At 63.6% G+C, this 23,250-nt stretch carries 24 protein-coding genes and 1 pseudogene; 15 read left to right on the top strand and 10 right to left on the bottom strand.

The genetic code is table 11. From position 1 onward, the window contains the following. A pseudogene (locus BMW49_RS22555) lies at window positions 1–291 on the bottom strand (transposase); the annotation flags it as partial. A gap of 291 nt (window positions 292–582) precedes the next feature. Between BMW49_RS22555 and BMW49_RS22550 the strand changes: the two are divergent. After that, a complete protein-coding gene (locus tag BMW49_RS22550) occupies window positions 583–873 on the top strand; it encodes a CopG family ribbon-helix-helix protein (protein ID WP_069521119.1) in 291 nt (96 codons plus the stop codon). Window positions 874–995: 122 nt separating this feature from the next. Here the strand turns inward: BMW49_RS22550 and BMW49_RS25235 are convergent, their stop codons facing one another. Further along, a complete protein-coding gene (locus tag BMW49_RS25235) occupies window positions 996–1,157 on the bottom strand; it encodes a hypothetical protein (protein ID WP_244168397.1) in 162 nt (53 codons plus the stop codon). Window positions 1,158–1,411: 254 nt separating this feature from the next. Between BMW49_RS25235 and BMW49_RS22540 the strand changes: the two genes are divergently transcribed. Both BMW49_RS22540 and BMW49_RS22535 read left to right on the top strand, forming a co-directional pair. Beyond that, entirely contained in the window at window positions 1,412–1,666 is a 255-nt protein-coding gene (locus tag BMW49_RS22540; protein WP_069521221.1) for a type II toxin-antitoxin system HicA family toxin, read from the top strand. Then, window positions 1,663–1,995: a type II toxin-antitoxin system HicB family antitoxin gene (locus tag BMW49_RS22535; RefSeq protein ID WP_069521121.1), complete on the top strand. Its 333-nt coding sequence runs from the start codon at window positions 1,663–1,665 to the stop codon at window positions 1,993–1,995. Before BMW49_RS22540 ends, BMW49_RS22535 begins: the two co-directional genes overlap by 4 nt. A gap of 31 nt (window positions 1,996–2,026) precedes the next feature. Here the strand turns inward: BMW49_RS22535 and BMW49_RS22530 are convergent, their stop codons facing one another. The 5 genes from BMW49_RS22530 to BMW49_RS22510 form a co-directional block, all read right to left on the bottom strand. Then, complete coding sequence (locus tag BMW49_RS22530; RefSeq protein ID WP_170829066.1) at window positions 2,027–2,452, bottom strand: type II toxin-antitoxin system VapC family toxin; 426 nt, start codon at window positions 2,450–2,452, stop codon at window positions 2,027–2,029. Further along, window positions 2,452–2,703, bottom strand: a complete 252-nt coding sequence (locus BMW49_RS22525) for a type II toxin-antitoxin system Phd/YefM family antitoxin (protein ID WP_069521125.1) — start codon at window positions 2,701–2,703, stop codon at window positions 2,452–2,454. The genes BMW49_RS22530 and BMW49_RS22525 overlap by 1 nt, the downstream gene beginning before the upstream one ends. 607 nt (window positions 2,704–3,310) lie before the next feature. Continuing rightward, the gene (locus BMW49_RS22520) at window positions 3,311–4,960 is read right to left on the bottom strand and encodes an acyl-CoA dehydrogenase family protein (protein WP_069521127.1); all 1,650 of its coding nucleotides are present in this window, start codon (window positions 4,958–4,960) and stop codon (window positions 3,311–3,313) included. Next, window positions 4,960–5,598 (bottom strand): TetR/AcrR family transcriptional regulator, encoded by a 639-nt coding sequence (locus tag BMW49_RS22515; protein ID WP_069521129.1) that lies wholly within the window; start codon window positions 5,596–5,598, stop codon window positions 4,960–4,962. The genes BMW49_RS22520 and BMW49_RS22515 overlap by 1 nt, the downstream gene beginning before the upstream one ends. Before the next feature lie 86 nt (window positions 5,599–5,684). Further along, window positions 5,685–8,072 carry a hybrid sensor histidine kinase/response regulator gene (locus BMW49_RS22510; protein WP_069521131.1) on the bottom strand — a complete coding sequence of 796 codons (2,388 nt, stop codon included), beginning with the start codon at window positions 8,070–8,072 and terminating at the stop codon, window positions 5,685–5,687. A gap of 354 nt (window positions 8,073–8,426) precedes the next feature. Between BMW49_RS22510 and BMW49_RS22505 the strand changes: the two genes are divergently transcribed. The 5 genes from BMW49_RS22505 (at window position 8,427) to BMW49_RS22485 (ending at window position 12,499) form a co-directional block, all read left to right on the top strand. After that, the gene (locus tag BMW49_RS22505) at window positions 8,427–9,221 is read left to right on the top strand and encodes a hydroxymethylpyrimidine/phosphomethylpyrimidine kinase (RefSeq protein ID WP_069521133.1); all 795 of its coding nucleotides are present in this window, start codon (window positions 8,427–8,429) and stop codon (window positions 9,219–9,221) included. A gap of 28 nt (window positions 9,222–9,249) precedes the next feature. After that, window positions 9,250–9,873 (top strand): thiamine phosphate synthase, encoded by a 624-nt coding sequence (gene thiE, locus BMW49_RS22500; protein ID WP_069521135.1) that lies wholly within the window; start codon window positions 9,250–9,252, stop codon window positions 9,871–9,873. A 55-nt stretch (window positions 9,874–9,928) separates the two neighbouring features. After that, window positions 9,929–11,218: a glutamate-1-semialdehyde 2,1-aminomutase gene (hemL, locus tag BMW49_RS22495; RefSeq protein WP_069521137.1), complete on the top strand. Its 1,290-nt coding sequence runs from the start codon at window positions 9,929–9,931 to the stop codon at window positions 11,216–11,218. Further along, the gene (locus BMW49_RS22490) at window positions 11,218–11,859 is read left to right on the top strand and encodes a hypothetical protein (RefSeq protein WP_069521139.1); all 642 of its coding nucleotides are present in this window, start codon (window positions 11,218–11,220) and stop codon (window positions 11,857–11,859) included. The genes hemL and BMW49_RS22490 overlap by 1 nt, the downstream gene beginning before the upstream one ends. 91 nt (window positions 11,860–11,950) lie before the next feature. Beyond that, window positions 11,951–12,499 (top strand): tetratricopeptide repeat protein, encoded by a 549-nt coding sequence (locus tag BMW49_RS22485; protein WP_069521141.1) that lies wholly within the window; start codon window positions 11,951–11,953, stop codon window positions 12,497–12,499. 30 nt (window positions 12,500–12,529) lie between these two features. Here BMW49_RS22485 and BMW49_RS22480 read toward each other — a convergent pair whose 3' ends face one another. Further along, window positions 12,530–12,853: a DUF1820 family protein gene (locus tag BMW49_RS22480; RefSeq protein WP_069521143.1), complete on the bottom strand. Its 324-nt coding sequence runs from the start codon at window positions 12,851–12,853 to the stop codon at window positions 12,530–12,532. A gap of 135 nt (window positions 12,854–12,988) precedes the next feature. Here BMW49_RS22480 and miaB point away from each other — a divergent pair, with 135 nt between their 5' ends. From miaB to lnt, 5 genes are all read left to right on the top strand, one after another. Beyond that, complete coding sequence (gene miaB / locus BMW49_RS22475; RefSeq protein ID WP_069521146.1) at window positions 12,989–14,332, top strand: tRNA (N6-isopentenyl adenosine(37)-C2)-methylthiotransferase MiaB; 1,344 nt, start codon at window positions 12,989–12,991, stop codon at window positions 14,330–14,332. An 87-nt stretch (window positions 14,333–14,419) separates the two neighbouring features. After that, window positions 14,420–15,442, top strand: a complete 1,023-nt coding sequence (locus BMW49_RS22470; RefSeq protein ID WP_069521148.1) for a PhoH family protein — start codon at window positions 14,420–14,422, stop codon at window positions 15,440–15,442. Further along, on the top strand, window positions 15,435–15,884 hold the full coding sequence (gene ybeY / locus BMW49_RS22465; RefSeq protein ID WP_069521150.1) for an rRNA maturation RNase YbeY: 450 nt from the start codon (window positions 15,435–15,437) through the stop codon (window positions 15,882–15,884). The genes BMW49_RS22470 and ybeY overlap by 8 nt, the downstream gene beginning before the upstream one ends. Window positions 15,885–15,917: 33 nt before the next feature. Beyond that, on the top strand, window positions 15,918–16,757 hold the full coding sequence (locus tag BMW49_RS22460; RefSeq protein WP_069521152.1) for an HlyC/CorC family transporter: 840 nt from the start codon (window positions 15,918–15,920) through the stop codon (window positions 16,755–16,757). 77 nt (window positions 16,758–16,834) lie between these two features. Then, entirely contained in the window at window positions 16,835–18,355 is a 1,521-nt protein-coding gene (gene lnt / locus BMW49_RS22455) for an apolipoprotein N-acyltransferase (RefSeq protein WP_069521153.1), read from the top strand. Between the two features lie 56 nt (window positions 18,356–18,411). Here the strand turns inward: lnt and BMW49_RS22450 are convergent, their stop codons facing one another. Both BMW49_RS22450 and BMW49_RS22445 read right to left on the bottom strand, forming a co-directional pair. Further along, window positions 18,412–19,179, bottom strand: coding sequence for a YdcF family protein (locus tag BMW49_RS22450; RefSeq protein ID WP_069521155.1), 768 nt, complete (start codon window positions 19,177–19,179; stop codon window positions 18,412–18,414). A 38-nt stretch (window positions 19,180–19,217) separates the two neighbouring features. Further along, window positions 19,218–19,625: a hypothetical protein gene (locus tag BMW49_RS22445; protein WP_069521157.1), complete on the bottom strand. Its 408-nt coding sequence runs from the start codon at window positions 19,623–19,625 to the stop codon at window positions 19,218–19,220. 326 nt (window positions 19,626–19,951) lie between these two features. Here BMW49_RS22445 and leuS point away from each other — a divergent pair, with 326 nt between their 5' ends. Together leuS and BMW49_RS22435 are read left to right on the top strand one after the other, a co-directional pair. Further along, complete coding sequence (gene leuS, locus BMW49_RS22440) at window positions 19,952–22,558, top strand: leucine--tRNA ligase (protein WP_069521159.1); 2,607 nt, start codon at window positions 19,952–19,954, stop codon at window positions 22,556–22,558. A 58-nt stretch (window positions 22,559–22,616) separates the two neighbouring features. After that, entirely contained in the window at window positions 22,617–23,222 is a 606-nt protein-coding gene (locus tag BMW49_RS22435) for an LPS-assembly lipoprotein LptE (protein WP_069521161.1), read from the top strand. Window positions 23,223–23,250: the final 28 nt, after the last annotated feature.

Raw genomic sequence — 23,250 nt, 5'->3', positions numbered from 1 at the left:
CAGTTCGCGGGCAAAGAAGGCGGTAGCCTTTTTTAAGATGTCGTTATCCATCTTGAGTTGCCGGTTTTCTTGTTCTAACTGCCGAATGCGCTGCTGCTCAGCCGTCAGCGGCTTGCCGATTCCGGCCTGCCCTAATTGCTCGGACTCATACTGCTGTACCCAGCGCCGTACGGCGGTTTCACCGATACTCTGATCTCGGCAAACCTGTGCAACGGTAAGGCCTTGATCCTTAATCATCTTCACGATTTCCAGCTTGTAGCTGTCATCGAATGTTCTGCGTTTTTGGGACATGGGCAAACTCCTCGATAGATGTATTTTCCACCTATCGAGGTGTCCGGGGAAATTAGACCACTACAATAGTCAGGGTCCGCGAGTTCGTTCATTTGGCACATTCCATCCATGGCGCTTACGTCGGACATTCCCAACATAATCAGGCAGGGGCCAGTAAAGCAGACAAAGTGCCACCATGGAATGAGCCAGGTCAGTAAAGCTGCCTCGTCAATACCGCCCATCCATGATCACGCTTCCCTCAATGACCGCGCTACGATGCACTTACCCTCTAACACATCGAGGTGCTCAACCATGAGTGAAGCCACCTTTACCTTTCGCGTAGACGACACACTGAAAAGCGAATTTGTCCAGGCAGCCAAAGCCCGTGACCGCACCGGCGCCCAGTTGCTGCGCGACTTCATGCGTGATTTCGTCCGGCAACAGCAAGAGGCTGCCGAGCACGATGCCTGGCTGCGCCGCCAGGTGCAGATTGGGTTGGATTCGGCCAAGGCCGGCGAGCCGCTCGGCAGCGAAGAGGTTGAAGCGGAAGCAGAAGCATGGCGTGCTGAAATGCGCCGCAAGATGGACAGCAGCACGTCGTGAGGCTGGCCTGGACGCGCATCGCTCCAGACCGGTGGCTCGAACGCCGGTTTGGCACGATTGAATTCGCTTTGATTGAAGTTGTAGCCATGGTGGGCGCTGATGGCCTGCAAGACTTGGCGGATTCACAGCAGATGGCCGATGCCCTTACCTGGTAGGAGCTCCCAGAGCAGCAGTGCACTGGCGCAGGCATGATCGGTTACGCCCATGGCGCGAGCGGGAAAGGTCAGTCCCAGCGCCTCATCGGCCTGCCGCCCTTCGTGCCACTTGTCCTGAAAGCCGGGAATGGCCTTGCCGAAGTCATGCAGCCCAACCAGGCAGGCGACCCACGGTGCGAATCAAGTGACAGAGCAAGTCAAACCAAAGTGCCATCACAATAAGAGACTGGCAATCACAGAGTTGAGAGTGCGTCGCTGCGCAGGGAAATCGGTGCGGTGGTTTACCCCGCGGGTGCGGATAGAGGGAAGTCATCCCGGCTTCTCAAGCCCGCCCCCAAGCAAATGCTTGTAGCGCACTCACCATGGTATTAAATTTCGATACCATGAACAGCAAACAGAAAAACACTCTGCAAGCCATCTTTGCCAAGCCAGCACCCAGTTCGCTGGAGTGGGCTCGCATTGAGTCTCTTTTTCTAGCGGCTGGCGCCAGAACTATCGAGGGTAATGGCTCCCGAGTGCGCTTTGAGCTAAACGGCGTGATCGGCGCCTTTCACCGCCCCCACCCCGACAAGGAGGCCAAGCCCTACCAGGTTCGTGATGCCCGGGCCTTCCTTGAGCAAGCAGGAGTCACCCCATGAACGCAATGAATTACAAAGGTTATGCCGCTCGTATCGAATACAGCGATGAAGATGGTCTCTTCATTGGCCATATCGCAGGTATTCGCGATGTAGTGGGTTTCCACGGTGAGTCGGTAAAAGAACTTCGTATGGCCTTTGAAGAAGCTGTCGACGACTACCTCGAAACCTGCGCCAAACTAGGGCGTCCGCCACAGAAACCCTACTCTGGAAAACTCAGCCTGCGCCTGGAGCCCGCGCTTCATGCGTCGGTCGCAGTGAAAGCTGAGCTGGCAAACAAAAGTATCAATCAATGGGTGGCGGACGTGCTGGATCGCGAGGCACATGCCTGACTGCTGGACAGAGCGTGCGCCCTCCTGCCACTCAACCGCCAAACGCCCATGGATTGAGCAGCGCCACGCCAGTCGAGGCGAAATCGGCGGTATTGCGGGTGGCGACGGTCATGCCGTGTACCAGTGCCGTCGCCGCGATCAGCGCGTCGCGTTCGGCGCGCGGGTCGGGTACATGCATACGGGCGCAGCACTGCGCCACGGCAGTGTCCACGGGTAGAATCCGGCCGGCAAAACCCGGTAGCACATGACCATCAAGCCAGGCCCGCAGCATGGCACCTTGCTGCGGGTCGCGGCGCTCCACCAGCAGCACGCCGGTTTCCAGCTCCAGCACGGTAATCGCGGAAATGAACAGCTGGCCGGGCAGCAGACGCTGCGCCCAGGCCACCAGATGTGGATCGGCCTTAGCGCTTTTCGCTTTGCGCAGTTCGGACACCACATTGGTGTCGAGCACGAACATCAGGCCAGATCCACCGGACGTGACAGCCCCTGCGCACGCGGCGCCTCGAACTCGATGTCCTCGACAATCGGCATGGCCAGCAGGTCGATGATACTGCCGGGGCCGGCAGTCAGGCGCTGATATTCCTCAATACTGAGCAACACATGGGCCGGCCGGCCGCGATCGGTAATGAATACCGGCCCTTCATTGGCGGCGCGTTTGGCGCCGCTGGCATCCTGATTGAATTCACGGCTGGTGAGTATGGTTTGCATAGGGCCTCCACATGTAGCCACGTACCTACATAATATCCCTGACAACTATTTGGGCAACCCCTTATTCACTCCCTGCTGGTACAACACGGACCGTCACGCTCCCATTTATTGCCACTGCCACACCGTCAGCAGCCGGGCTGAAATACCGTCGATAGGGGAAGTCCCCCGATATTCTCAAGCCGCCTCCAGACAAATGCCTGTGGAGCACTCTTCATGGTATTAACTTTCGATACCATAAACAGCAAACAGAAAGGCTGTGCCCCAATTAAATGTTGCATGGGGGCCTGGGGCGAGCGGCATGAGTAGGCTGCGCCTGCCCTGGTGCGCACGGCGCACCCTACGGCTATCCCGCTGGCGCGGGGAACACACTTAGCGTAACCGACTGTTCCCAAAAGAAAAAAAGCGGGCGTTAAAAATCTACCAAGTTTTCCTTGTTAAAGATCGGATAGCGCGAGCCGGGGAAAAGGCGATTGAGCTGCCGAGCAACTGTATAACCTGCACGAGCAAAACCGGCCCGGATAATCCATTTTTGCGGCCTGCGCGAAGCGGCAATGGCGTCGAGAGGCGCATCGGCTACTGCGCCGATCGGCCTGACTGTATGCCCACCTCAAAGCAAATGCGGCGTACTCCTGGCGATCAGCGCTTCGACATCCACGCCTCTAGGCAGGGTGCCGTAGACGCGGCCGCCGTTGCCCAACCGGCTGGTGATAAAGGCATCGGAGACAGTGGCGTTGCCGGCCTCAAGCAGCAGCTTGGCCTTCAGGGCCAGGGCGATGTCTTCGGTCAGTTGGCGGGCGCGATACTGGATGTCGGCGGTGTCGCGAAAGCCCGCCTGCAGGCGCTGGATATGCGCTGCCAGGTGGCGGTCACCGTGGCCATCGCCGAGCTCGCTAAACAGCGCATCAAGCACACCCGGTTCCTTCGACAGGGCGCGCAGCACATCGAGGCATTGCACGTTGCCCGAGCCTTCCCAGGTCGAGTTGACCGGCGCCTCGCGGTACAGCCGTGGCAGGATACTGTCTTCAACATAGCCGGCGCCGCCCATGCATTCGGCGGCTTCGTTGATCATCGCGGGGGCGCGTTTGCAGATCCAGTATTTGCCGACGGCGGTGATCAGGCGGGCGAACTTGGCCTGCTGCTCGTCATGCGGATTATCCAGGGCCTGCCCCATACGCAAGGTCAAGGCTAGCGCCGCCTCGCTTTCCAGAGCCAGGTCGGCCAGCACGTTCTGCATCAGCGGCTGTTCGCTGAGCACGCGGCCGCCCACCTGGCGGTGCGCGCAGTGGTGCGCGGCCTGGGTCAGGGCCTGGCGCATCAGGGCGCTGGAACCAACCATGCAATCAAAGCGGGTCAAGGCGACCATTTCGATAATGGTCGGCACACCTCGCCCCTCCTCGCCGACCATCCAGGCCAGGGCGCCGCGGTATTCGACTTCGCTGGAGGCGTTGGACTGATTGCCCAGTTTGTTCTTCAGTCGCTGAATATAGAACGCATTGCGCGTGCCGTCCGGACGGTGGCGCGGCAGCAGGAAGCAGCTCAGGCCCTTTTTCGTGTAGGCCAGGGTGAGAAAGGCGTCGCACATGGGCGCCGAGCAGAACCATTTGTGCCCTACCAGCTCATAGGCCTGCCCGGCGCCGCCGAGGCCGAGCGGGTAGGCGTGTGTGGTGTTGGCGCGTACATCGGTGCCGCCCTGCTTTTCGGTCATGGCCATGCCGATGGTCGCGCCGGTCTTCTGCTCGATCGGCAGGTTGCGCGGGTCGTACTGGGTCGAAAGGATTTTCGGCAGCCACTTCTCGGCCACGTCCCCCTGCAGTTTGAGCGCCGGCACGCTGGCATAGGTCATGGTCAACGGGCAGCCGCTACCGGCGTCGGCCTGGCTGTGCAGGTAGCTCATGGCCGCGCGGGCCACCTGGGCGCCGGCACGCGGGTCGGTCCAGGGCAGCGATGGCAAGCCATGCTTGATCGCCGTACTCATCAACTGGTGATAGGCCGGGTGAAACTCGACCAGGTCGATGCGCCGCCCATAGCGGTCATGGCTGTGGAACACCGGCTTGTGCTCATTGGCCAGAAAGCCCGCAGCCATCAATTCGCCGCCGGCCAGAGCGCCATAGGCATCGATGCGCGCCTGTGCCCAGCCACCGCCGAAGCGCTGGGTCCACTCCTGCAAGGGCAGGTCAATGCGGTACAGGTTAGCGCCATCCAGTGGCGGTACCTGGTTGAACACCTCGTGGGTTTCGGCATGCAGGCTCAGGCTCATCACACGAGCTCCTTGACGCCAACGGCGCGCAGGCAGAACAGCACCAGGCCCTGACTGACATCGTCCAGGGCTGGGGCGGGATAACCGGCTTCACGGGCGGCGCGGGCTGGCGGCGACAGCGGGCCGACCAGGGCTTCGGCAATCGCGCCCACCAGGCAGGCGGCGATCAGGCTGGGCGAGTGGAGCTGGAAGACGCCTGCCTTGCGGCCCTCTTCGAGCAGTTCGCTAAACAGCTCGGCATAGGCCTCGCGGTACAGCAGGCGCTGCTCATCGACCTCCGGGTCGACCGGTTCGGCGATCAGGGCAAATGCCAGACGCCGGCTGTGCCAGGCCCTGGCGGCGAACTGATGAACACCCGCCGCCAGGCGTTGTGCCGGGTCGCCGGGGCCACGCAGCGCGGCGCCCAGTGCATCGACTTCGCGCTGGCTGGCGCTGGCGAAGACATCGGCGGCCAGCTCACCCTTGCTGCGAAAGTGCCGGTACAGGCTACCGGTAGCGATGCCAACATCCTCGGCCAATGCCTGCATGGTCAGGGCGGCGAAGCCGCCGTCTGCGACACGCGAAAGCGCACACTCGAGGATGCGCTCACGCAGGGCATGGTCGCGGTCGATCCGCAAGGGAGTTGAGCGGTAAGCCATAGTCTGAATCCCGGTTCATTGCATGCAAGCAGTGAATCAGGATTCAGCACTTACCAACAGGGGTATTTGCGCCAAATCAGCCCGGTTTATTGGCCAGGCTCGCGGCACAGCACCCATTCGTGCAGAAGCAATCGCAGGGTCTCGAATTTGACCGGCTTGGCCAGGTAGTCGCTCATCCCTGCGGCCAGGCAGCGCTCGCGATCGCCACTGTGGCTGTGGGCGGTAATCGCCAGCACCGGCAAGGTCTCGCAACCCGGCAAGTGGCGTAAGGCACGGCAGGTGGCAAAGCCATCCATGATCGGCATCTGGCAATCCAGCAGCACCGCATCGACCAGCTCCCTGCGCAACAGCTCGAGCGCCTGCGCGCCATTATCCGCCGTGCGCACGCGATAACCGAGCTTGAGCAGCATGCCGCGGATCACCAACTGATTGATGGCGTTGTCTTCGACGACCAGCACCGTGCACTGCTCGGGCTGACGGTAGACCGGCCCTGCCGCGCGCGTAACGGGCACCGCCTGGCGTGATACATGCGCCGGCAGGGCCAGCGGCACCTGAATATCGAAACGACTGCCGCGCCCGGGCTGCGACTCATGCTCAAGGTCACCACCCAGCAGGTCGACCAGGCGCCGACAGATGGCCAGGCCAATGCCGAGGCCACCGTATTCACGGGTCATGGAGCCGTCGAGCTGGCGGAAACGCTGGTACAGCTCGCCAGTGGGTGGCGCCTCGAAGCCAATCCCGCTGTCGAACACCTGCAGGCTCAGCGGCAGGCTGTCGGCCGCCGCGCCAACCCGTATCACTCGAATCCCGACGTGCCCCGTGGCGGTAAACTTGATGGCGTTGTCGAGCAGGCAGCCCAGCGCCTGCCCCAGCTTGCCGGCATCGCCTTCGAGGGTGTCAGGCAATTGCTCGTCCAGCTCCACGACAAACTGCAGGCCCTTGGCCTCGGCGCGCGGCGCGTACTGCCCGCGCAGGCTGTCGAGCAGGCCACGCAGGCTGAACGGCTCGCGCCGCGGGTAGAGCTTGCCGGCCTGCAGCTCCGTGAGCGTGAGGATGTCGTTGACCATGCGCATCATGTCGCGGGCCGACCCGGCCGCGGTTCGCTGGTACTGCGCCAGTTCGGCATCAAGATCGACGGTCTGCATCAACTCCAAAGAGCCGATCACGCCGTTCATGGGCGTGCGCAATTCATGGGTGACGGTGGCGAGAAACTCGTCCTTGAGGCGGTTGCTGTCGGCCAGCTCCTGGTTCAGCGCCTCAAGCTTGCGCCCGGCCTCCTCGAGAATCCGTGCACGCTCTTCCTTCATCGCGTTGATACGGTCCGCCAAAGCCAGCGACAACAGGCCAACCTCGAGCGCCGAGCCGATCTGGCTGGCGTACATGGTCAAAAACACATTGGGCAGGTAACCCAGCACCATCAGGGTGTTGATCGCCCCACCGACTAAAAAGGTGCTCCAGGCGATGATGAAGTAGCGCGCCACGCGCATGCCGCGCAGCCAGGCCAGCATGCCGGCCACGAAGACCACCACGGTGAACAGCAGCGCCAGGTAGGTGGCCAGGCGCAACGCCACGGCATAACTGGCGGTCAATGCCAGCAACATGACCCCAGCACCGCAGGCCATCATCACCAGCAAGGTGCGGTCGACCCAGGGGCTGTGCTCGGCGGTATGCAGAAAACTGCGGGCGAACTGACAGCCGAACAGCGCGGCCGAACCGATCAAAAATGGCGTGGCGGCATTGGCCCACCAGGGGCTGTTCGGCCAGAAGTACTCGATGCCCGCACCATTGACCGAGACCTGGTAGAGCCCGAACGAGGCGATATAGAGGATGTAATACAGGTAGCTGGTGTCGCGCACGCTCAGGTAAATGAACAGGTTGTAGATCAGCATCACCAACAGCACGCCGTAGATGATACCCAGCACATAGATACGCGCGGGCTGATCCTCAAGATAGGCATTCGGCGCCCACAGGGTCAGCGGTGCCTGGATCGAGCCCTGGCTCTGCAGGCGCAGGTAGACACGCTGCGCCTGCCCGGGCGGCAGGTCGAGCTCGAACAGATAGTTGTTCTGGCGGATCTGCCGGCTGGCAAAAGGCAGGGCATCGCCGGTGCGCTGGGCGAGCTCGAAGCCGCCCCGACCATCGGCGACATAGAGCTCCAGGTGATCGAGCGGCGGATAAGCCAGTTCCAGCAACCAGGGCCGCGGCCCTGCCGAGGAACCCGGCCGGTATTCGAGGTCCAGGCGCAGCCAGAACACCGAACGGGAATACCCGGCGTTGAGCACGGACGTGTCGTGTTGGCGGAAGCTCGCCTGCAAGGCTGTGGAGGTGATGTCTTCGATGCTCGCATCGCCGCGCACGTCCTCAAAGACATACATGGCCTGCCCCAAGGGCAATGATCGAGTGGTTTCATCGAACGCCACGGCCGTGGCGAATACTGGCCAAACGGCCAGCAAAAAAGTCAGGACGAAGCGCATGCAGCCCCACAGAGACGACGTCGAACTGCGCCGGAGAGCCCCACCTCTCACATGCTGACGCAGCCTCGCTCGCCTGGTTGTTTTGAATGGCGCTGACTCTAGCACAGCCGGCCCCTGAAAACGTGGCGTGCAGGCACCTTGCCAGTAACGACTCAGTCCGTGAACAGCGCACCGCAGTGCGCCTTTTCGTCACATATCGGCATGGTCATACGCGCATCCGCCAGGGACATTAGTCGCACGCGGGCCGCGCCTGTATTGCGGCACATTCCGTGACAATGCCAGCACACACGCCAAGCGCTGAGCATGACAACGCGGCTTGCACTGAAACCGCAACAGACCCTAAGCTCGCGCCCCATGAAAACGCCCACCTCCCGCCCCGTAGTGCTCTGTCTGTCTGGTCATGACCCCAGTGGGGGTGCCGGGCTGCAAGCCGACATCGAAGCCCTGCTCGCCCAGAGCTGCCACGCCGCCCCGGCCGTGACTGCCCTGACCGTGCAGGACACCGTCAACGTGCACGACTTTCGCGTCCTCGATCGTGAATGGGTGCTGGCCCAGGCCAACGCCATCATCGACGATCTGCCGGTCGCCGCCGTCAAACTGGGCATGCTCGGCTCGGTGGAAATGGTCGAGACCGTGCTGCTGATCATGCAGCGCCTGCCAGGCGTGCCCCTGGTCTGCGACCCGGTGCTGCGGGCTGGCGGCGGCGGCGCCTTAGGGAAGGATGAAGTGGGCTATGCCATGCGCGAGCAGCTGTTCGCCGTATCGACCATCGCCACACCCAACCTGCCCGAAGCGCGCATCCTCGCCGAACTGCCCGAGGGCACGCCCGACCAGTGCGCCGAAAAACTGCTGCCGCATATCCAGCACCTGCTGATCACCGGTGGCCACGGCGACGAACACGAAGTACACAACCGCCTGTACAGCCGCGACGGCAGCCGCCATACCTTTACCTGCCAGCGTCTGCCGGGCAGCTACCACGGCTCCGGCTGTACCCTGGCCAGCACCCTGGCCGGGCGCCTGGCGATTGGCGAAGAGCTGGTCAGCGCGGTGAAAACCGCCCTGGACTACACCTGGCGCACCCTGCGCGATGCCGAACAGCCGGGCCACGGCCAGTTCGTGCCGCGCCGCCTGCCCCTGGATTTCTGCTGATGCACAACCATCCTCTGGAGCCAGCTCGATGAAACTGCGCGGGCTTTATGCCATCACCGACCGCCAGCTGCTGGCCAACGGGCGCTTGCTGCCCTATGTCGAAGCGGCGCTCAAAGGCGGCGTGCGGCTGCTGCAATACCGTGACAAGTCCGCTGACGAAGCGCGCCGCTTGCGCGAGGCCGAAGCCTTGCGCGAGCTGTGCAACCGCTATGGCGCGGCCTTGATCATCAACGATGATGCCGAACTCGCAGCCCGCCTGGGCGTTGGCCTGCACCTCGGCCAGGGCGACGGCTCGCTGGCCGTGGCCCGTGCCTTACTGGGGCGCCAGGCAATCATCGGCGCGACCTGCCACGCCCAGCTGCCGCTGGCTGAGCAGGCCGTGCGCGAAGGCGCCAGTTACGTGGCCTTCGGCCGCTTCTTCGATTCCAACACCAAGCCAGGCGCGACATTGGCCACGGCCGAGTTGCTGGACAGCGCCCGCAGCAGCCTGAACCTGCCGATCGTGGCCATTGGCGGCATCACCCTGGAAAACGCCCCGGCCCTGATCGCCCGTGGCGCCAGCATGGTCGCCGTGGTCCACGGCCTGTTCGGCGCCGCCTCGGCCGCCGAAGTCGAGCAGCGTGCCCGCGCCTTCAGCGACCTGTTTGCCTGAGTCTTCTGTCACTGGGGCCTATACCGCCCCACCACCCGATTCCGCGAGGCCCTTCATGTCCCGTTCTGAAACCCTTTTCGCCAATGCCCAGAAGCACATCCCCGGCGGCGTCAACTCGCCGGTGCGCGCGTTCAAGAGCGTCGGCGGCACCCCGCTGTTCTTCAAGCATGCCGAAGGCGCTTATGTCACCGATGAGGACGACAAGCGTTATGTCGATTACGTCGGCTCCTGGGGCCCGATGATCCTCGGCCACAGCCACCCGGCGGTGCTTGATGCAGTGCGCAACCAGTTGCAGCACGGCCTGTCCTACGGCGCCCCGACCGCCATGGAAACCGAGATGGCCGAGCTGGTCTGCCGCCTGGTGCCATCGATGGAGATGGTGCGCATGGTCAGCTCCGGCACCGAGGCGACCATGAGCGCCATTCGCCTGGCCCGCGGTTTTACCGGGCGCGACAACATCATCAAGTTCGAGGGCTGCTACCACGGTCACTCCGACAGCCTGCTGGTCAAGGCCGGCTCCGGCGCCCTGACCCAGGGCGTACCGAGTTCTGCCGGGGTGCCGGCGGATTTCGCCAAACACACCCTGACCCTGCCGTTCAATGACCTTGCGGCCGTCGAGCAGATGCTCAGCGAAGTCGGCAACAGCGTAGCCTGCATCATCGTCGAGCCGGTGGCCGGCAATATGAACTGCGTGCCCCCAGCGCCGGGCTTCCTCGAAGGGTTGCGGGCGCAGTGCGACCAGCACGGCATCGTGCTGATTTTCGATGAAGTCATGACCGGCTTTCGCGTGGCCCTGGGCGGCGCCCAGGCGCTGTATGGCGTCACCCCGGACCTGACCACCTTCGGCAAGATCATCGGCGGCGGCATGCCGGTCGGCTGCTTCGGCGGCAAACGCGAGATCATGCATTGCATCGCCCCGCTCGGCCCGGTCTACCAGGCCGGTACGCTTTCCGGTAACCCGCTGGCCATGGCCGCCGGCCTGACCACTTTGCGCCTGATCGACCGCCCGGGCTTTCATGCCGAGCTGACCGCTTACACCAGCCGCATGCTCCAAGGCCTGCAGGAACGTGCCGATGCAGCCGGCATCCCGTTCGTCACCACCCAGGCGGGCGGCATGTTTGGCCTGTACTTCAGCGGCGCCGACGACATCGTCACCTTCGATGACGTGATGGCCAGCGATGCCGAGCGTTTCAAGCGCTTCTTCCACCTGATGCTCGCCGGCGGCGTGTACCTGGCGCCGAGCGCTTTCGAGGCCGGTTTCACCTCCATCGCCCACGGCGAGACCGAGCTGGCGCTGACCCTGGACGCCGCCGAGCGCGCGTTCGCTGCCCTGAAACACGCCTGATGCCCGGCGGCATGCTGGTCAACCTGCTGCTGGCCCTGGCCTGCGTGGGCTGTGCAATCGCCATCGGTCGCGCCCGCCCGCGCTACGCCGAGGGCGATCAACCGGCACTGTTCTGCGCGCTGCTGGGGTTTGCCGCGCCTGCGGCTGCGGCTGCCGTGGCCGCCATGCAACCCGGCAACGACCCGGACTGGCGCGCCGCCACGCTCTGGCTGGAGCAGGCCACGACGTTTCTCGCCCTGCCGCTGCTCGGCGTTGTGGCGCTGACCCTGGGTCGCCGCTGGACCTGGAGCCGACCGAACTGGGGCCGGGTGATTCTCGGCCTGTGCGCGTTCTTCGAGCTGTTCCGCCAGCTCAACCAGCTCGACGACTACCGTCTGCTGCTGAGTTTGGCCAGCCTGCTGCTGGTGTTGTATGCCGGCGCCCTGCAGTGGCCCCAGCGCCTGCCGCTGGCCCTGGCCGGCGGCGCGGTCGGGCTGTTCCTGTTGGCTGCCTATGCCGCAAATGGTGACGGTTTGATCGGCTCGATCCGGCGTATCGACCTGCTACACGGCCTGTTGATCCCCGCTTATCCACTACTGGCCTGGCTGCTGCTGAGCCTGCCGGGCAACCGTCGAACAGAAAACCCGGTAAAGACTTTGTAAGAACGGCGCTGCTTATTTCATAATGGCGCAGTCGACGCGTCTCGTCGGCCGGGCCATGGCCCGTTCTGCTTGTCGAGGTAAATGGATTTTCATGAATTGCACCGGCCGCACCCTCTCACTGGGCTGCCTGTTGCTCCTTCTGCCGCTGCTCGCGTTCGCGGGCGGCAACTCCCTGCTGATCCCGTCAACCGGCAGCTGCTCGCTGAACACCGACGAGCAAGGCCTTGCCGACGCCCTCACCGCCTGTGAGCAGGCCGCGCAGAACGGCGACCTGCAAGCCGAATACGAACTCGGGGAGTTTTACTACGACGGCAAACGCGCGCCACGCGACCTGGAGCGTGCGCTGACCTGGTTCGAACGCGCCTCGCTGCAGGGCCACGCACCGGCGCAGTACCGCCTGGGCATGATGTTCTTCAACGGTGAAGGCGTGCCAGCCAGCAATGTGCAGGCGTATATCGTGCTGAAGATGGCCGCGGTCAATGGCTCCGACGAGGCCATGGACAGTGCCGATCTGGTGTCGGCGCAGATGCCGCGTGAAGAGCTGGAAATCGCCAGCCAGGTGCTCGGGCAGATCTTCCGCAATTACCTGCAGGAGCTGCAGGCCAGCGACGGCCTGTCACCCTTCTCGCCGTTGCCTTGAGCGTGGTGCGCATGGCGCACCCTACGAGTCTTACTTATCCGGCATCGGCATGGGGAATGGCATGATATTGCCGCCGCCCTTGGCCTCACTGATCTTTGGCGTGCCCAGGCGTTCGACTTCGTCGATGCGGATGATCGCGTGCATGGGGATAAAGCTGCGCACCACACCGTCGAACTGCGCCTTGAGCTTTTCCTCGCTGGGGTCGACGACCACCTGGGTGCGCTCGCCGAAGACGAACTCCTCCACTTCCAGAAAGCCCCACAGATCGCTTTGAAAAATCTGTTTGGCGTACATCTCGTACACCTGGCCCTGGTTGAGGAAAATCACCTTGTAGATGGGTTCGCGCTTGCTCATGGTTATGCAGTTCGTACCGGTGGGTTGATTGAAAGGGCGCGGATCATAGCATAGCCACCTAGCAGCCAATGCTAGGAAGCCGCGCCTTAGCCCCCTATAATGTGCGGTTCTTCGAATCACCCTTTTTGAGCCCGCATGACCAAGAAGCTTTATATCGAAACCCACGGCTGCCAGATGAACGAGTACGACAGCTCGCGCATGGTCGATCTGCTGGGTGAACATCAAGCCCTGGAAGTCACCGAGCACGCGGTCGATGCCGACATCATCCTGCTCAATACCTGCTCGATCCGCGAAAGGGCTCAGGACAAGGTCTTCTCGCAACTCGGCCGCTGGCAAAAGCTGAAGATTGCCAACCCCGACCTGGTGATCGGCGTCGGCGGTTGCGTGGCCAGCCAGGAAGGCGCGGCGATCCGTGATCGCGCACCCTATGTCGACGTGGTTTTCGGCCCACAGACCCTGCACCGCCTGCCAGAAATGATCGACGCGGCGCGCAGCACCAAGCTGCCGCAGGTGGACATTTCCTTCCCCGAGATCGAGAAGTTCGACCGCCTGCCCGAACCGCGCGTCGATGGCCCCAGCGCCTACGTTTCAGTGATGGAAGGCTGCAGCAAGTACTGCACCTTCTGCGTGGTGCCCTACACCCGTGGTGAGGAAGTCAGCCGGCCGCTGGCCGACGTGCTGGCCGAGGTCATCCACCTGGCCGAGCACGGCGTGCGTGAAGTGACCCTGCTGGGGCAAAACGTCAACGGCTATCGCGGCGACACCGGCAACGGCCAGCTCGCCGACTTTGCCGAGCTGCTGTATGCCGTCGCGGCCATCGACGGCATCGACCGTATTCGCTACACCACCAGCCACCCGCTGGAGTTTTCCGACGCGCTGATCCAGGCCCATGCTGAAATCCCCGAGCTGGTGAAATACCTGCACCTGCCCGTGCAATCGGGCTCGGACCGTATTCTCGCGGCAATGAAGCGCAACCACACAGCCCTGGAATACAAGTCGCGCATCCGCAAGCTGCGCGCCGCCGTGCCGGACATCCTGATCAGCTCGGACTTCATCATCGGCTTCCCTGGTGAAACCGAGAAGGACTTCGAGCAGACCATGAAGCTGGTCGAGGATGTCGGTTTCGACTTCTGCTACTCGTTCATCTACAGCGCACGCCCCGGCACCCCGGCGGCCGACCTGCCCGACGACACCCCGCTGGAGCTGAAAAAACAGCGCCTGGCACTGCTGCAACACCGCATCACCCAGCAGGGTTTCGAGAACAGCCGACGGATGGCCGGCACCGTGCAGCGCATCCTGGTCAACGATTACTCGAAGAAGGACCCCGGCATGCTCCAGGGCCGTACCGAGAGTAACCGCGTGGTCAACTTCCGCAGCGATAATCCGAGCCTGATCGGCCAGTTTGTCGACGTGTATATCGACGAAGCCATGCCCAACTCTTTAAGGGGCACCTTGGTCGCGCCACAGACTCTACAGTGAACGAGCCAGCGGCCGAGCTTCCACGCTCGGCCCGCTGGCGTTATTCTCCGGACACGAACCCAGCCGACTGGCGGCCATCAAACGACCTTGAACGCTCCCATAGAACCTCATCGTTTCATACTCGAACCCTTCGAGGCGCGCCGCTTCGCCAACCTGTGCGGGCAGCTCGACGAGCACCTGCGCCTGATCGAACAGCGCCTGGAGATAGAGATCCGCAACCGTGGCAATCAGTTCGAGCTGCTGGGCGCACCTGAGCAGACCAGCTCCGCCGAGAACCTGCTGCGCCGCCTGTACCGCGAAGCTGGCAACACCGAGCTGTCGCCAGACATGGTGCACCTGTTCCTGCAGGAATCCGGCATCGAAGAACTGAACAACCCCAGCGCCCACAGCAACATCGCCCTGCGCACCCGCAAGGGCATGATTCGCCCGCGCGGCGCCAACCAGCAGCGTTATGTGCGCGCCATCCTCGACCACGACATCAACTTCGGCATCGGCCCGGCCGGTACCGGCAAGACCTACCTCGCCGTCGCCGCCGCCGTGGACGCCCTGGAGCGCGAGCAGATCCGCCGCATCCTGCTGGTACGCCCGGCCGTCGAGGCTGGCGAGAAGCTGGGTTTTCTGCCCGGCGACCTGTCGCAGAAGATCGACCCTTATCTGCGCCCGTTGTACGACGCGCTCTACGAAATGCTCGGCTTCGAGCAGGTGGCCAAGCTGATCGAAAAGCAGGTGATCGAAGTCGCGCCCCTGGCCTATATGCGCGGGCGCACCTTGAACAACAGCTTTATCATCCTCGACGAAAGCCAGAACACCACTCTGGAACAGATGAAGATGTTCCTCACCCGCATCGGCTTCGGCTCCACTGCAGTGATCACCGGTGACATCACCCAGGTCGACCTGCCGCGCGGCACCAAGAGCGGCCTGACCCACGTCATCGACGTGCTCAAGGACGTGCCAGGCATCAGCTTCACCCACTTCCTCGCCAAGGACGTGGTGCGCCACCCACTGGTGCAACGCATCGTCGAAGCCTATGAACGTTTTGAAGAGCGCCAAGCGCCGAGCCGCCCCTACCCGGCAGCCGACAACGACCCAGGCGCGCGCCGCGATGATTGAGCTCGACCTGCAACTGGCAACCGAAGGCAAACACCCGGACGAAGCGCAGTTCCGCCACTGGTGCGAGCTGGCGCTGCGCCAGCGCAGTGGCGATTCCGAGCTGACCATTCGCCTGGTCGACGAAGCCGAAGGCCGCGAGCTGAACCACACCTACCGTGAGCGTGATTACGCCACCAATGTGCTGTCGTTCCCCGCCGATGTGCCCGATGAAATGCTCGACATCCCACTGCTCGGCGACCTGGTGATCTGCGTCCCCGTGGTCGAGCGCGAAGCCGGCGAACAGGGCAAGGCCCTGGACGCCCATTGGGCCCACCTGGTGGTCCACGGCTGCCTGCACCTGCTTGGCTACGACCATATCGACGATGACGAGGCCGAAGAAATGGAAGCGCTGGAGCGCGCCCTGCTCGCCGAACTCGGCCACCCCGACCCCTATGATGACTGACCCACACCCTGCAAGGACCTTGAGTAACCATCCATGAGCGAAGACCGATCGAGCACCGAGCAGAAGTCCTGGTTTAACAGACTGACCCAGGCTTTTGCTCACGAGCCGAAGAACCGTCAGGAACTGCTGGAAGTCCTGCGCGAAGCGCACCAGAACAAGCTGCTCGACAGCGAAGCACTGGCCATCGTCGAAGGGGCCATCCAGGTCGCCGACCTGCAGGTGCGCGACATCATGGTGCCGCGCTCGCAGATGATGAGCGTCAAGGCCAACCAGAGCCCCCGCGAATTCCTCCCGGCCATCATCGAGGCCGCGCACTCGCGCTACCCGGTGGTCGGCGAAAGCCTGGATGACGTCGTCGGCATCCTCCTCGCCAAGGACCTGCTGCCGCTGATCCTGCAAGGCGAGCAGGCGAACTTCAACATCAAGGACCTGCTGCGCCCGGCCACCTTCGTGCCCGAGTCCAAGCGCCTCAATGTGCTGCTGCGTGAGTTTCGTGCCAACCACAACCACATGGCCGTGGTCATCGATGAATACGGCGGCGTCGCCGGCCTGGTGACCATCGAAGACGTGCTCGAGCAGATCGTCGGCGACATCGAGGACGAGCACGATGTCGAGGAAGACAGCTACATCAAACCGCTGCCCAGCGGTGACTTCCTGATCAAGGCATTGACGCCCATCGACAGCTTCAACGAGTCGTTCGGCAGTCAGTTCTCCGACGACGAGTTCGACACCGTCGGCGGCCTGGTGATGAGCGCCTTCGGCCACCTGCCCAAGCGCAATGAAGTGACCGAAATCGGCGGTTTCCGCTTCCGTGTGCTGAACGCCGACAGCCGCCGTCTGCACCTGCTGCGCCTGACCCCGGTAAGCCGCTAACTGTGCCAAGCCCGGGCATGAAAGCCCGGGCTGTTCAGCACTAGCGTTGCGCACACCTCCTTTTCAGGATTGCCCCCATGCACTGGATTACCCGCCCCGGCTGGCCCGGCACGCTTATCGCCCTGGCCGCTGGCGCCCTGACGCCACTGGCCCTGGCGCCGTACAACATCTGGCCGCTGATGCTGGTGTCGCTCGCCCTGTTCTACCTGGGCTTGCGTGAGCTGAGCCCGCGCCAGGCCGTGCTGCGCGGCTGGGCCTATGGCTTTGGCCAGTTCGCTGCGGGCACCAGTTGGGTGTATGTGAGCATTCACGATTACGGCTCGGCGCCGCCATTGCTGGCCGGGTTGCTGACCCTGGGCTTCGTCGCCGGCCTCGGCCTGTTGCTGGCGCTCGCCGCCTGGCTATGGGCACGCTGGCTGCGCCGTACCGAGGCGCCACTGGCCGACGCCCTGGCTTTCGCCGCACTGTGGTTGCTGCAGGAGCACTTTCGTAGCTGGTTCCTCACCGGTTTCCCCTGGCTGTATGCGGGCTACAGTCAGCTCGACGGCCCCCTCGCCGGCCTCGCCCCAGTGGGCGGTGTATGGCTGCTGTCGTTCGTCCTGGCCCTGAGCGCCGCACTGCTGGTCAACCTGCCGCGCTTGCGCGCACGCAAGGCGTTTCTCGCTGCCGGGATCGCGTTACTAATCGCGCCCTGGCTGGCCGGACTGGCCCTGAGCGGATATGCCTGGACTAAACCCTTTGGCGAGCCGCTCAAGGTGGCCGCCATGCAGGGCAATGTCGAACAGAACCTGAAATGGGACCCCGCCCAGCTCAACGCGCAACTGGCGCTGTACCGTGATATGAGTTTCAGCGCCGAGCGCACGGACCTGATCGTCTGGCCGGAAACCGCTGTCCCCGTGCTCAAGGACCAGGCCATCGGCTACCTCAGCGTGATGGACCGCTTTGCCAGTGAGCGTGGCGCCGCGCTGATCACCGGCGTGCCCCTGCGCCAGCCGAACGAGGCCGGCGAGCCGCGTTACTACAACGCCCTGAGCGTGATCGGCCAGGGCAGCGGCGACTACCTCAAGCAGAAACTGGTGCCCTTCGGTGAATACGTGCCGTTGCAGGATCTGCTGCGCGGGCTGATTGCCTTCTTCAACCTGCCGATGTCCGACTTCGCCCGCGGCAACGCCGACCAGGTGTTGCTGGAAGCCAAGGGCTACAAGGTCGCCGCCTTCATCTGCTACGAAGTGGTCTACCCGGATTTCGCCGCCAGCCTCTCCGCCCAGAGCGACCTGCTTCTGACCGTGAGCAATGACGCCTGGTTCGGTCGCTCCATCGGCCCCATCCAGCACCTGCAGATGGCGCAGATGCGTGCTCTGGAAGCGGGTCGCTGGATGATCCGTGCAACCAACAACGGCATCACCGTGCTGATCGACCCCTTCGGCCGGATTACCGAGCGGCTCCCCTCGTTCGAGCAGGGCGTGCTCTACGGCGAAGTGCAGCCCATGCAGCAACTCACCCCCTACCTGCGCTGGCAGGGCTGGCCACTCTGGTTGCTCAGCGCCCTGCTGATCGGCTGGGCGCTGTTGGCCAGCCGCATGGCCAAGACGCTTTAAACAGGGCGATGGCCTAGGTGGTGCGCACGGGGCACCCTACTGACTGTATGTACGGCTCAGTCCGTGCTGTATAGCCACGGGTAAAGCACGGCGCCTGCCAGTTCATTGAGCAGCAGCGTGCTCTGCCACAGCGCGCGCCCTTCCGGCAGCCAACCACCTGCCGGGCGACCATTGGCCACACCGAGCATGCCCATGGGTGCCGGGACGACCGTCAGCCCGGCCTGCTCGAAACACCAACGCGCTCGCGGCATATGCCAGGCCTGGGTGACCAGCACCACCCGCTGAATGCCGGCCTCGCGCAGCAGCGCCGCGCTGTTTACCGCGTTTTCCCAGGTCGTGCGGCTGTGTGACTCACGCCAGCGTGTGGCCAGACCAAAATCCGTGGCCAGGACCTCGGCGGCCAGGTCCGCCTCACTGGGCGGCTGACCATAGTGCAGACCGCCGCTGGTCAACAACGGCAAGCCGGACGCCTTGGCCAGGCGCGCGGCGTAGCGAATCCGCTCGAGTGCCAGGGCGCTCGGTTGATCGCCACCCCAGGCCGGATCATCGCGCTCACGTCCGCCACCTAGCACCACGATCACCTCGGCCTGCTGTGCAAGCTGTGGCCAGGCGCTGGTGGCGAGTACGGGTTCGCGCTCCAGATAGCGGGCCAGGGCTTCCACCGTCACTGGCAAGCTGAGCAGCCACAACCCACCCAACCCCGCCACAAAACAGCAGGCTGCCAGCCGCGGTGCCCGTCGGCGTAGCCACCAGGCCAGCAACAACAGGAGCAGCAGCACGCCAGGCGGCATAAATAGCTGTTTGAGGATGTAGCGAATCGGCATGGGCGCCTCCGGGCAAGGTGCCATAGCCTAGCCGCTCATTAGCCCGGCGGGCGAGCACGAAACAGCTTTGCTCCGCAGGCGCCACAGGCCAGCACGCCCAGGCCCGGATGCCAGTCGGCAGGTGCTTCGCACAGCGCGCAGCAGAGTTCCAGGCGCTGCCCATGGACGACGGGGGCCGGAATGACGCTGGGTAGCTCGGCGGTACGACTGATCTGCGCCAACTCCTCCGCCGCCGCATGCCAGCCCCGCAACCAGCTCAGGTCGCGGTCCAGGTAGGCACGAATCAACTGCAGCTCTGCCGAGGTAAGGTCACGCAGCTCCATCTCGCCAGGCGGCACACTGGACAAGCCACGCAAACTGTCCGCTTCATCGAGGGCCAGAGCAAGACGCTGCAGCAGACGCTCGTAAACGCCCTCGCCTGCCTCTTTTCGCTGACCATCGGCCATGTCTCTACCTCGCCTGGGGCCACCGCAATGCGCCCCCACTACAAGCTTAGCGCTCGCCTCCACTGCAGGAGGCTGCTGCGACAGACGGCGGCAGATGTAGCCCAGGCAACAATCAGAGTTTCCCTCCATCAAGGGGGGTCATGTATGCTACGGCGTTTCCCGAACAGGCCGTGCGAACGCGCCACGAGCACAGGCGGGAGCCGGCCTGCAGCCCTGTCGATCAATGATCGGCGCTGCCATCCATGCCTCCGGCACCTCGCCCGCTACTCGAACGTCGACAGCCCGACACGCCCTGTGTAAGCCCCTCACACCTAGCGCAAGTAGCCATGCACGAACAGTATCAGCCACGCGAAATCGAAGCCGCCGCGCAGTCCCACTGGGACGCGCAGAAATCCTTTGTAGTGAGCGAGCAGCCCGGCAAGGAGACGTTCTATTGCCTGTCGATGTTCCCCTACCCGAGCGGCAAGCTGCACATGGGCCACGTGCGCAACTACACCATCGGTGACGTGATTTCCCGTTACCAGCGCATGCTCGGCAAGAACGTGCTGCAGCCGATGGGCTGGGATGCGTTCGGCATGCCGGCAGAAAACGCCGCGATGAAGAACAACGTCGCCCCGGCCAAGTGGACCTACGAAAACATCGCCTACATGAAGACCCAGCTCAAGTCGCTGGGCCTGGCCATCGACTGGACGCGCGAAGTCACCACCTGCAAGCCGGATTACTACCGCTGGGAACAATGGCTGTTCACCCGCCTGTTCGAAAAAGGCGTGATCTACCGCAAGAACGGCACCGTCAACTGGGACCCGGTCGACCAGACCGTGCTGGCCAACGAGCAGGTCATCGACGGGCGCGGCTGGCGCAGTGGCGCGGTGATCGAGAAGCGCGAAATCCCCATGTACTACTTCAAGATCACCGCCTACGCGGAAGAGCTGCTGAGTAGCCTGGACGATCTCGATGGCTGGCCGGAACAGGTCAAGACCATGCAGCGCAACTGGATCGGCAAATCCCGCGGCATGGAAGTCAGCTTCCCCTACGACGTCGCCAGCATCGGCAGCGCCGGCAAGCTCAATGTCTTCACCACCCGCCCCGACACCCTGATGGGCGCGACCTATGTCGCAGTGGCCGCCGAGCATCCGCTGGCCACCCTGGCGGCGCAAGGCAACCCTGAGCTGCAAGCCTTTATCGACGAATGCAAGAGTGGCAGCGTGGCCGAAGCCGACGTCGCCACCCAGGAAAAACGCGGCATGCCGACGCCGCTGTTCGTCGAACACCCACTGACTGGCGACAAGCTGCCGGTGTGGGTCGCCAACTACGTGTTGATGCACTACGGCGACGGCGCGGTAATGGCAGTCCCGGCCCACGACGAACGCGACTTCGAGTTCGCCAGCAAGTACCAGTTGCCGATCAAGGCCGTGGTACGCACCAGCGCCGGCGATGAAGTCGGCAGCGAGTGGCAGGCCGCCTATGGCGAGCACGGCACGCTGATCAATTCCGGCGAATTCGACGGCCTGGACTTCGTCGGCGCCTTCGACGCCATTGAAGTCGCCCTGCTGAAAAAACACCTCGGCAAATCGCGCACCCAGTTCCGCCTGCGCGACTGGGGCATCAGCCGCCAGCGCTACTGGGGCTGCCCGATCCCGATCGTGCACTGCGAGAGCTGCGGTGACGTGCCGGTGCCGGAAGACCAGTTGCCGGTCGTACTGCCCGAAGACGTGGTGCCCGACGGCGCCGGCTCGCCTTTGGCGCGCATGCCCGAATTCTACGAATGCAGCTGCCCGCAATGCGGCGCCCCGGCCAAGCGCGAAACCGACACCATGGACACCTTCGTGGAATCGTCCTGGTACTTCGCCCGCTACGCCTCGCCGCACTACACCGGCGGCATGGTCGACCCGGCCGCCGCCAACCACTGGTTGCCGGTGGATCAGTACATCGGCGGCATCGAACACGCCATCCTGCACCTGCTCTACGCGCGCTTCTTCCACAAGCTGATGCGCGATGAAGGCTTGCTGTCGTCCGATGAGCCGTTCAAGAACCTGCTGACCCAGGGCATGGTCGTCGCCGAGACTTACTACCGCGTGCTGGAAAACGGCGGCAAGGACTGGTTCAACCCGGCCGACGTCGAGATCGAGCGCGACGCCAAGGGCAAGGTCATCGCCGCCAAACTGGCGAGCGACGGCCTGCCGGTGGAAATCGGTGGCACCGAAAAGATGTCCAAGTCGAAGAACAACGGCGTCGACCCGCAGGCGATGATTGATGCCTACGGCGCCGACACCTGCCGCCTGTTCATGATGTTCGCCTCGCCGCCTGACATGAGCTGCGAATGGTCCGACGCCGGCATCGAAGGCGCCAACCGCTTCCTGCGCCGTGTCTGGCGTCTGGCCCACGGGCATGTCGGCAAAGGTCTGCCCGCGGCACTGGATACAGCCAGCCTGAGCGACGTACAGAAAGACGTGCGCCGCGCCATACACCAAGCGATTCGCCAAGCGACCCAGGATATTGGCCAGCACCACAAATTCAACACCGCCATCGCCCAGGTGATGACCCTGATGAACGTGCTGGAAAAGGCAGCCCAGGACAGCGCGCAGGATCGCGCCCTGCTCCAGGAAGGGCTGGAAACCGTGGCGCTGCTGCTCGCCCCGATCACCCCGCATATCAGCCACGAACTGTGGCAGGAGCTGGGCCATGAGGACGTGATCATCGACGCCGCCTGGCCGGCAGTCGACGACAGCGCCCTGGTGCAGGACAACCTGACCCTGGTGGTGCAGGTCAATGGCAAGCTGCGTGGACAGATCGACATGCCGGCCAGCGCCAGCCGCGAAGAAATCGAGGCCGCCGCACGGGTCAACGAGAACGTGCTGCGTTTCACCGAAGGGCTGAGCATCCGCAAAGTGATTGTGGTGCCCGGCAAGCTGGTTAATATCGTCGCCAACTGATTAGGCCCGGCGCGCCCCTCCGGACGCGCCAGGAAGTTCGACTAGGGGATACTGAAAAATGATCAAACGGAACCTGTTGGTAATCGGCCTCGCCGCACTGCTCGGCGCCTGCGGCTTCCAGCTGCGCGGCACGGGTGACATCGAGTTCGCCCTCAAAGAACTCGACGTCAGCGCCCGCAATGCCTATGGCGACACCGTCACCCAGCTCACCCAGGTGCTCGAAGCCAACGATGTACGCGTCTACCCAGGCGCCGAATACAAGTTGTTTCTGGCCCGCGAGCAGGAAACCCAGCGTACCGCCAGCTACACCAGCGCCGCCCGCAGCGCCGAGTACCAGCTGACCACCACACTCGACTACGAGATCCGCGGCGCCAAGAACCTGCTGCTGATGAGCAACAGCATCGAAGTCCAGGGCATCTATAACCAGGACGGTAACAACCTGATCGGCTCCGACCAGGAAGCCAACCAAGTACGCAGTGAGATGCGCCGCGACCTGGTACAGCAACTGGCCCAACGCCTGCGGCAGATCACGCCGGCCCAGCTGGACACCCTGCAGCAGACCGCCGAAGCCAAGGCCCAAGCAGAAGCCGACGCCCTGGAAGCCGCACGCCAGCGTGAGGCTGCCCAGCCGCAGCAGTCGCCTATCGAACTGCCGCGCCCGTGATCCAACGGGGCCGCCTGATGCGGCCCCG

This window comes from Pseudomonas cuatrocienegasensis (assembly GCF_900110925.1).
In the GTDB taxonomy this organism is placed as follows: domain Bacteria; phylum Pseudomonadota; class Gammaproteobacteria; order Pseudomonadales; family Pseudomonadaceae; genus Aquipseudomonas; species Aquipseudomonas cuatrocienegasensis.
This window is presented reverse-complemented; position numbering and strand designations above follow the sequence as displayed.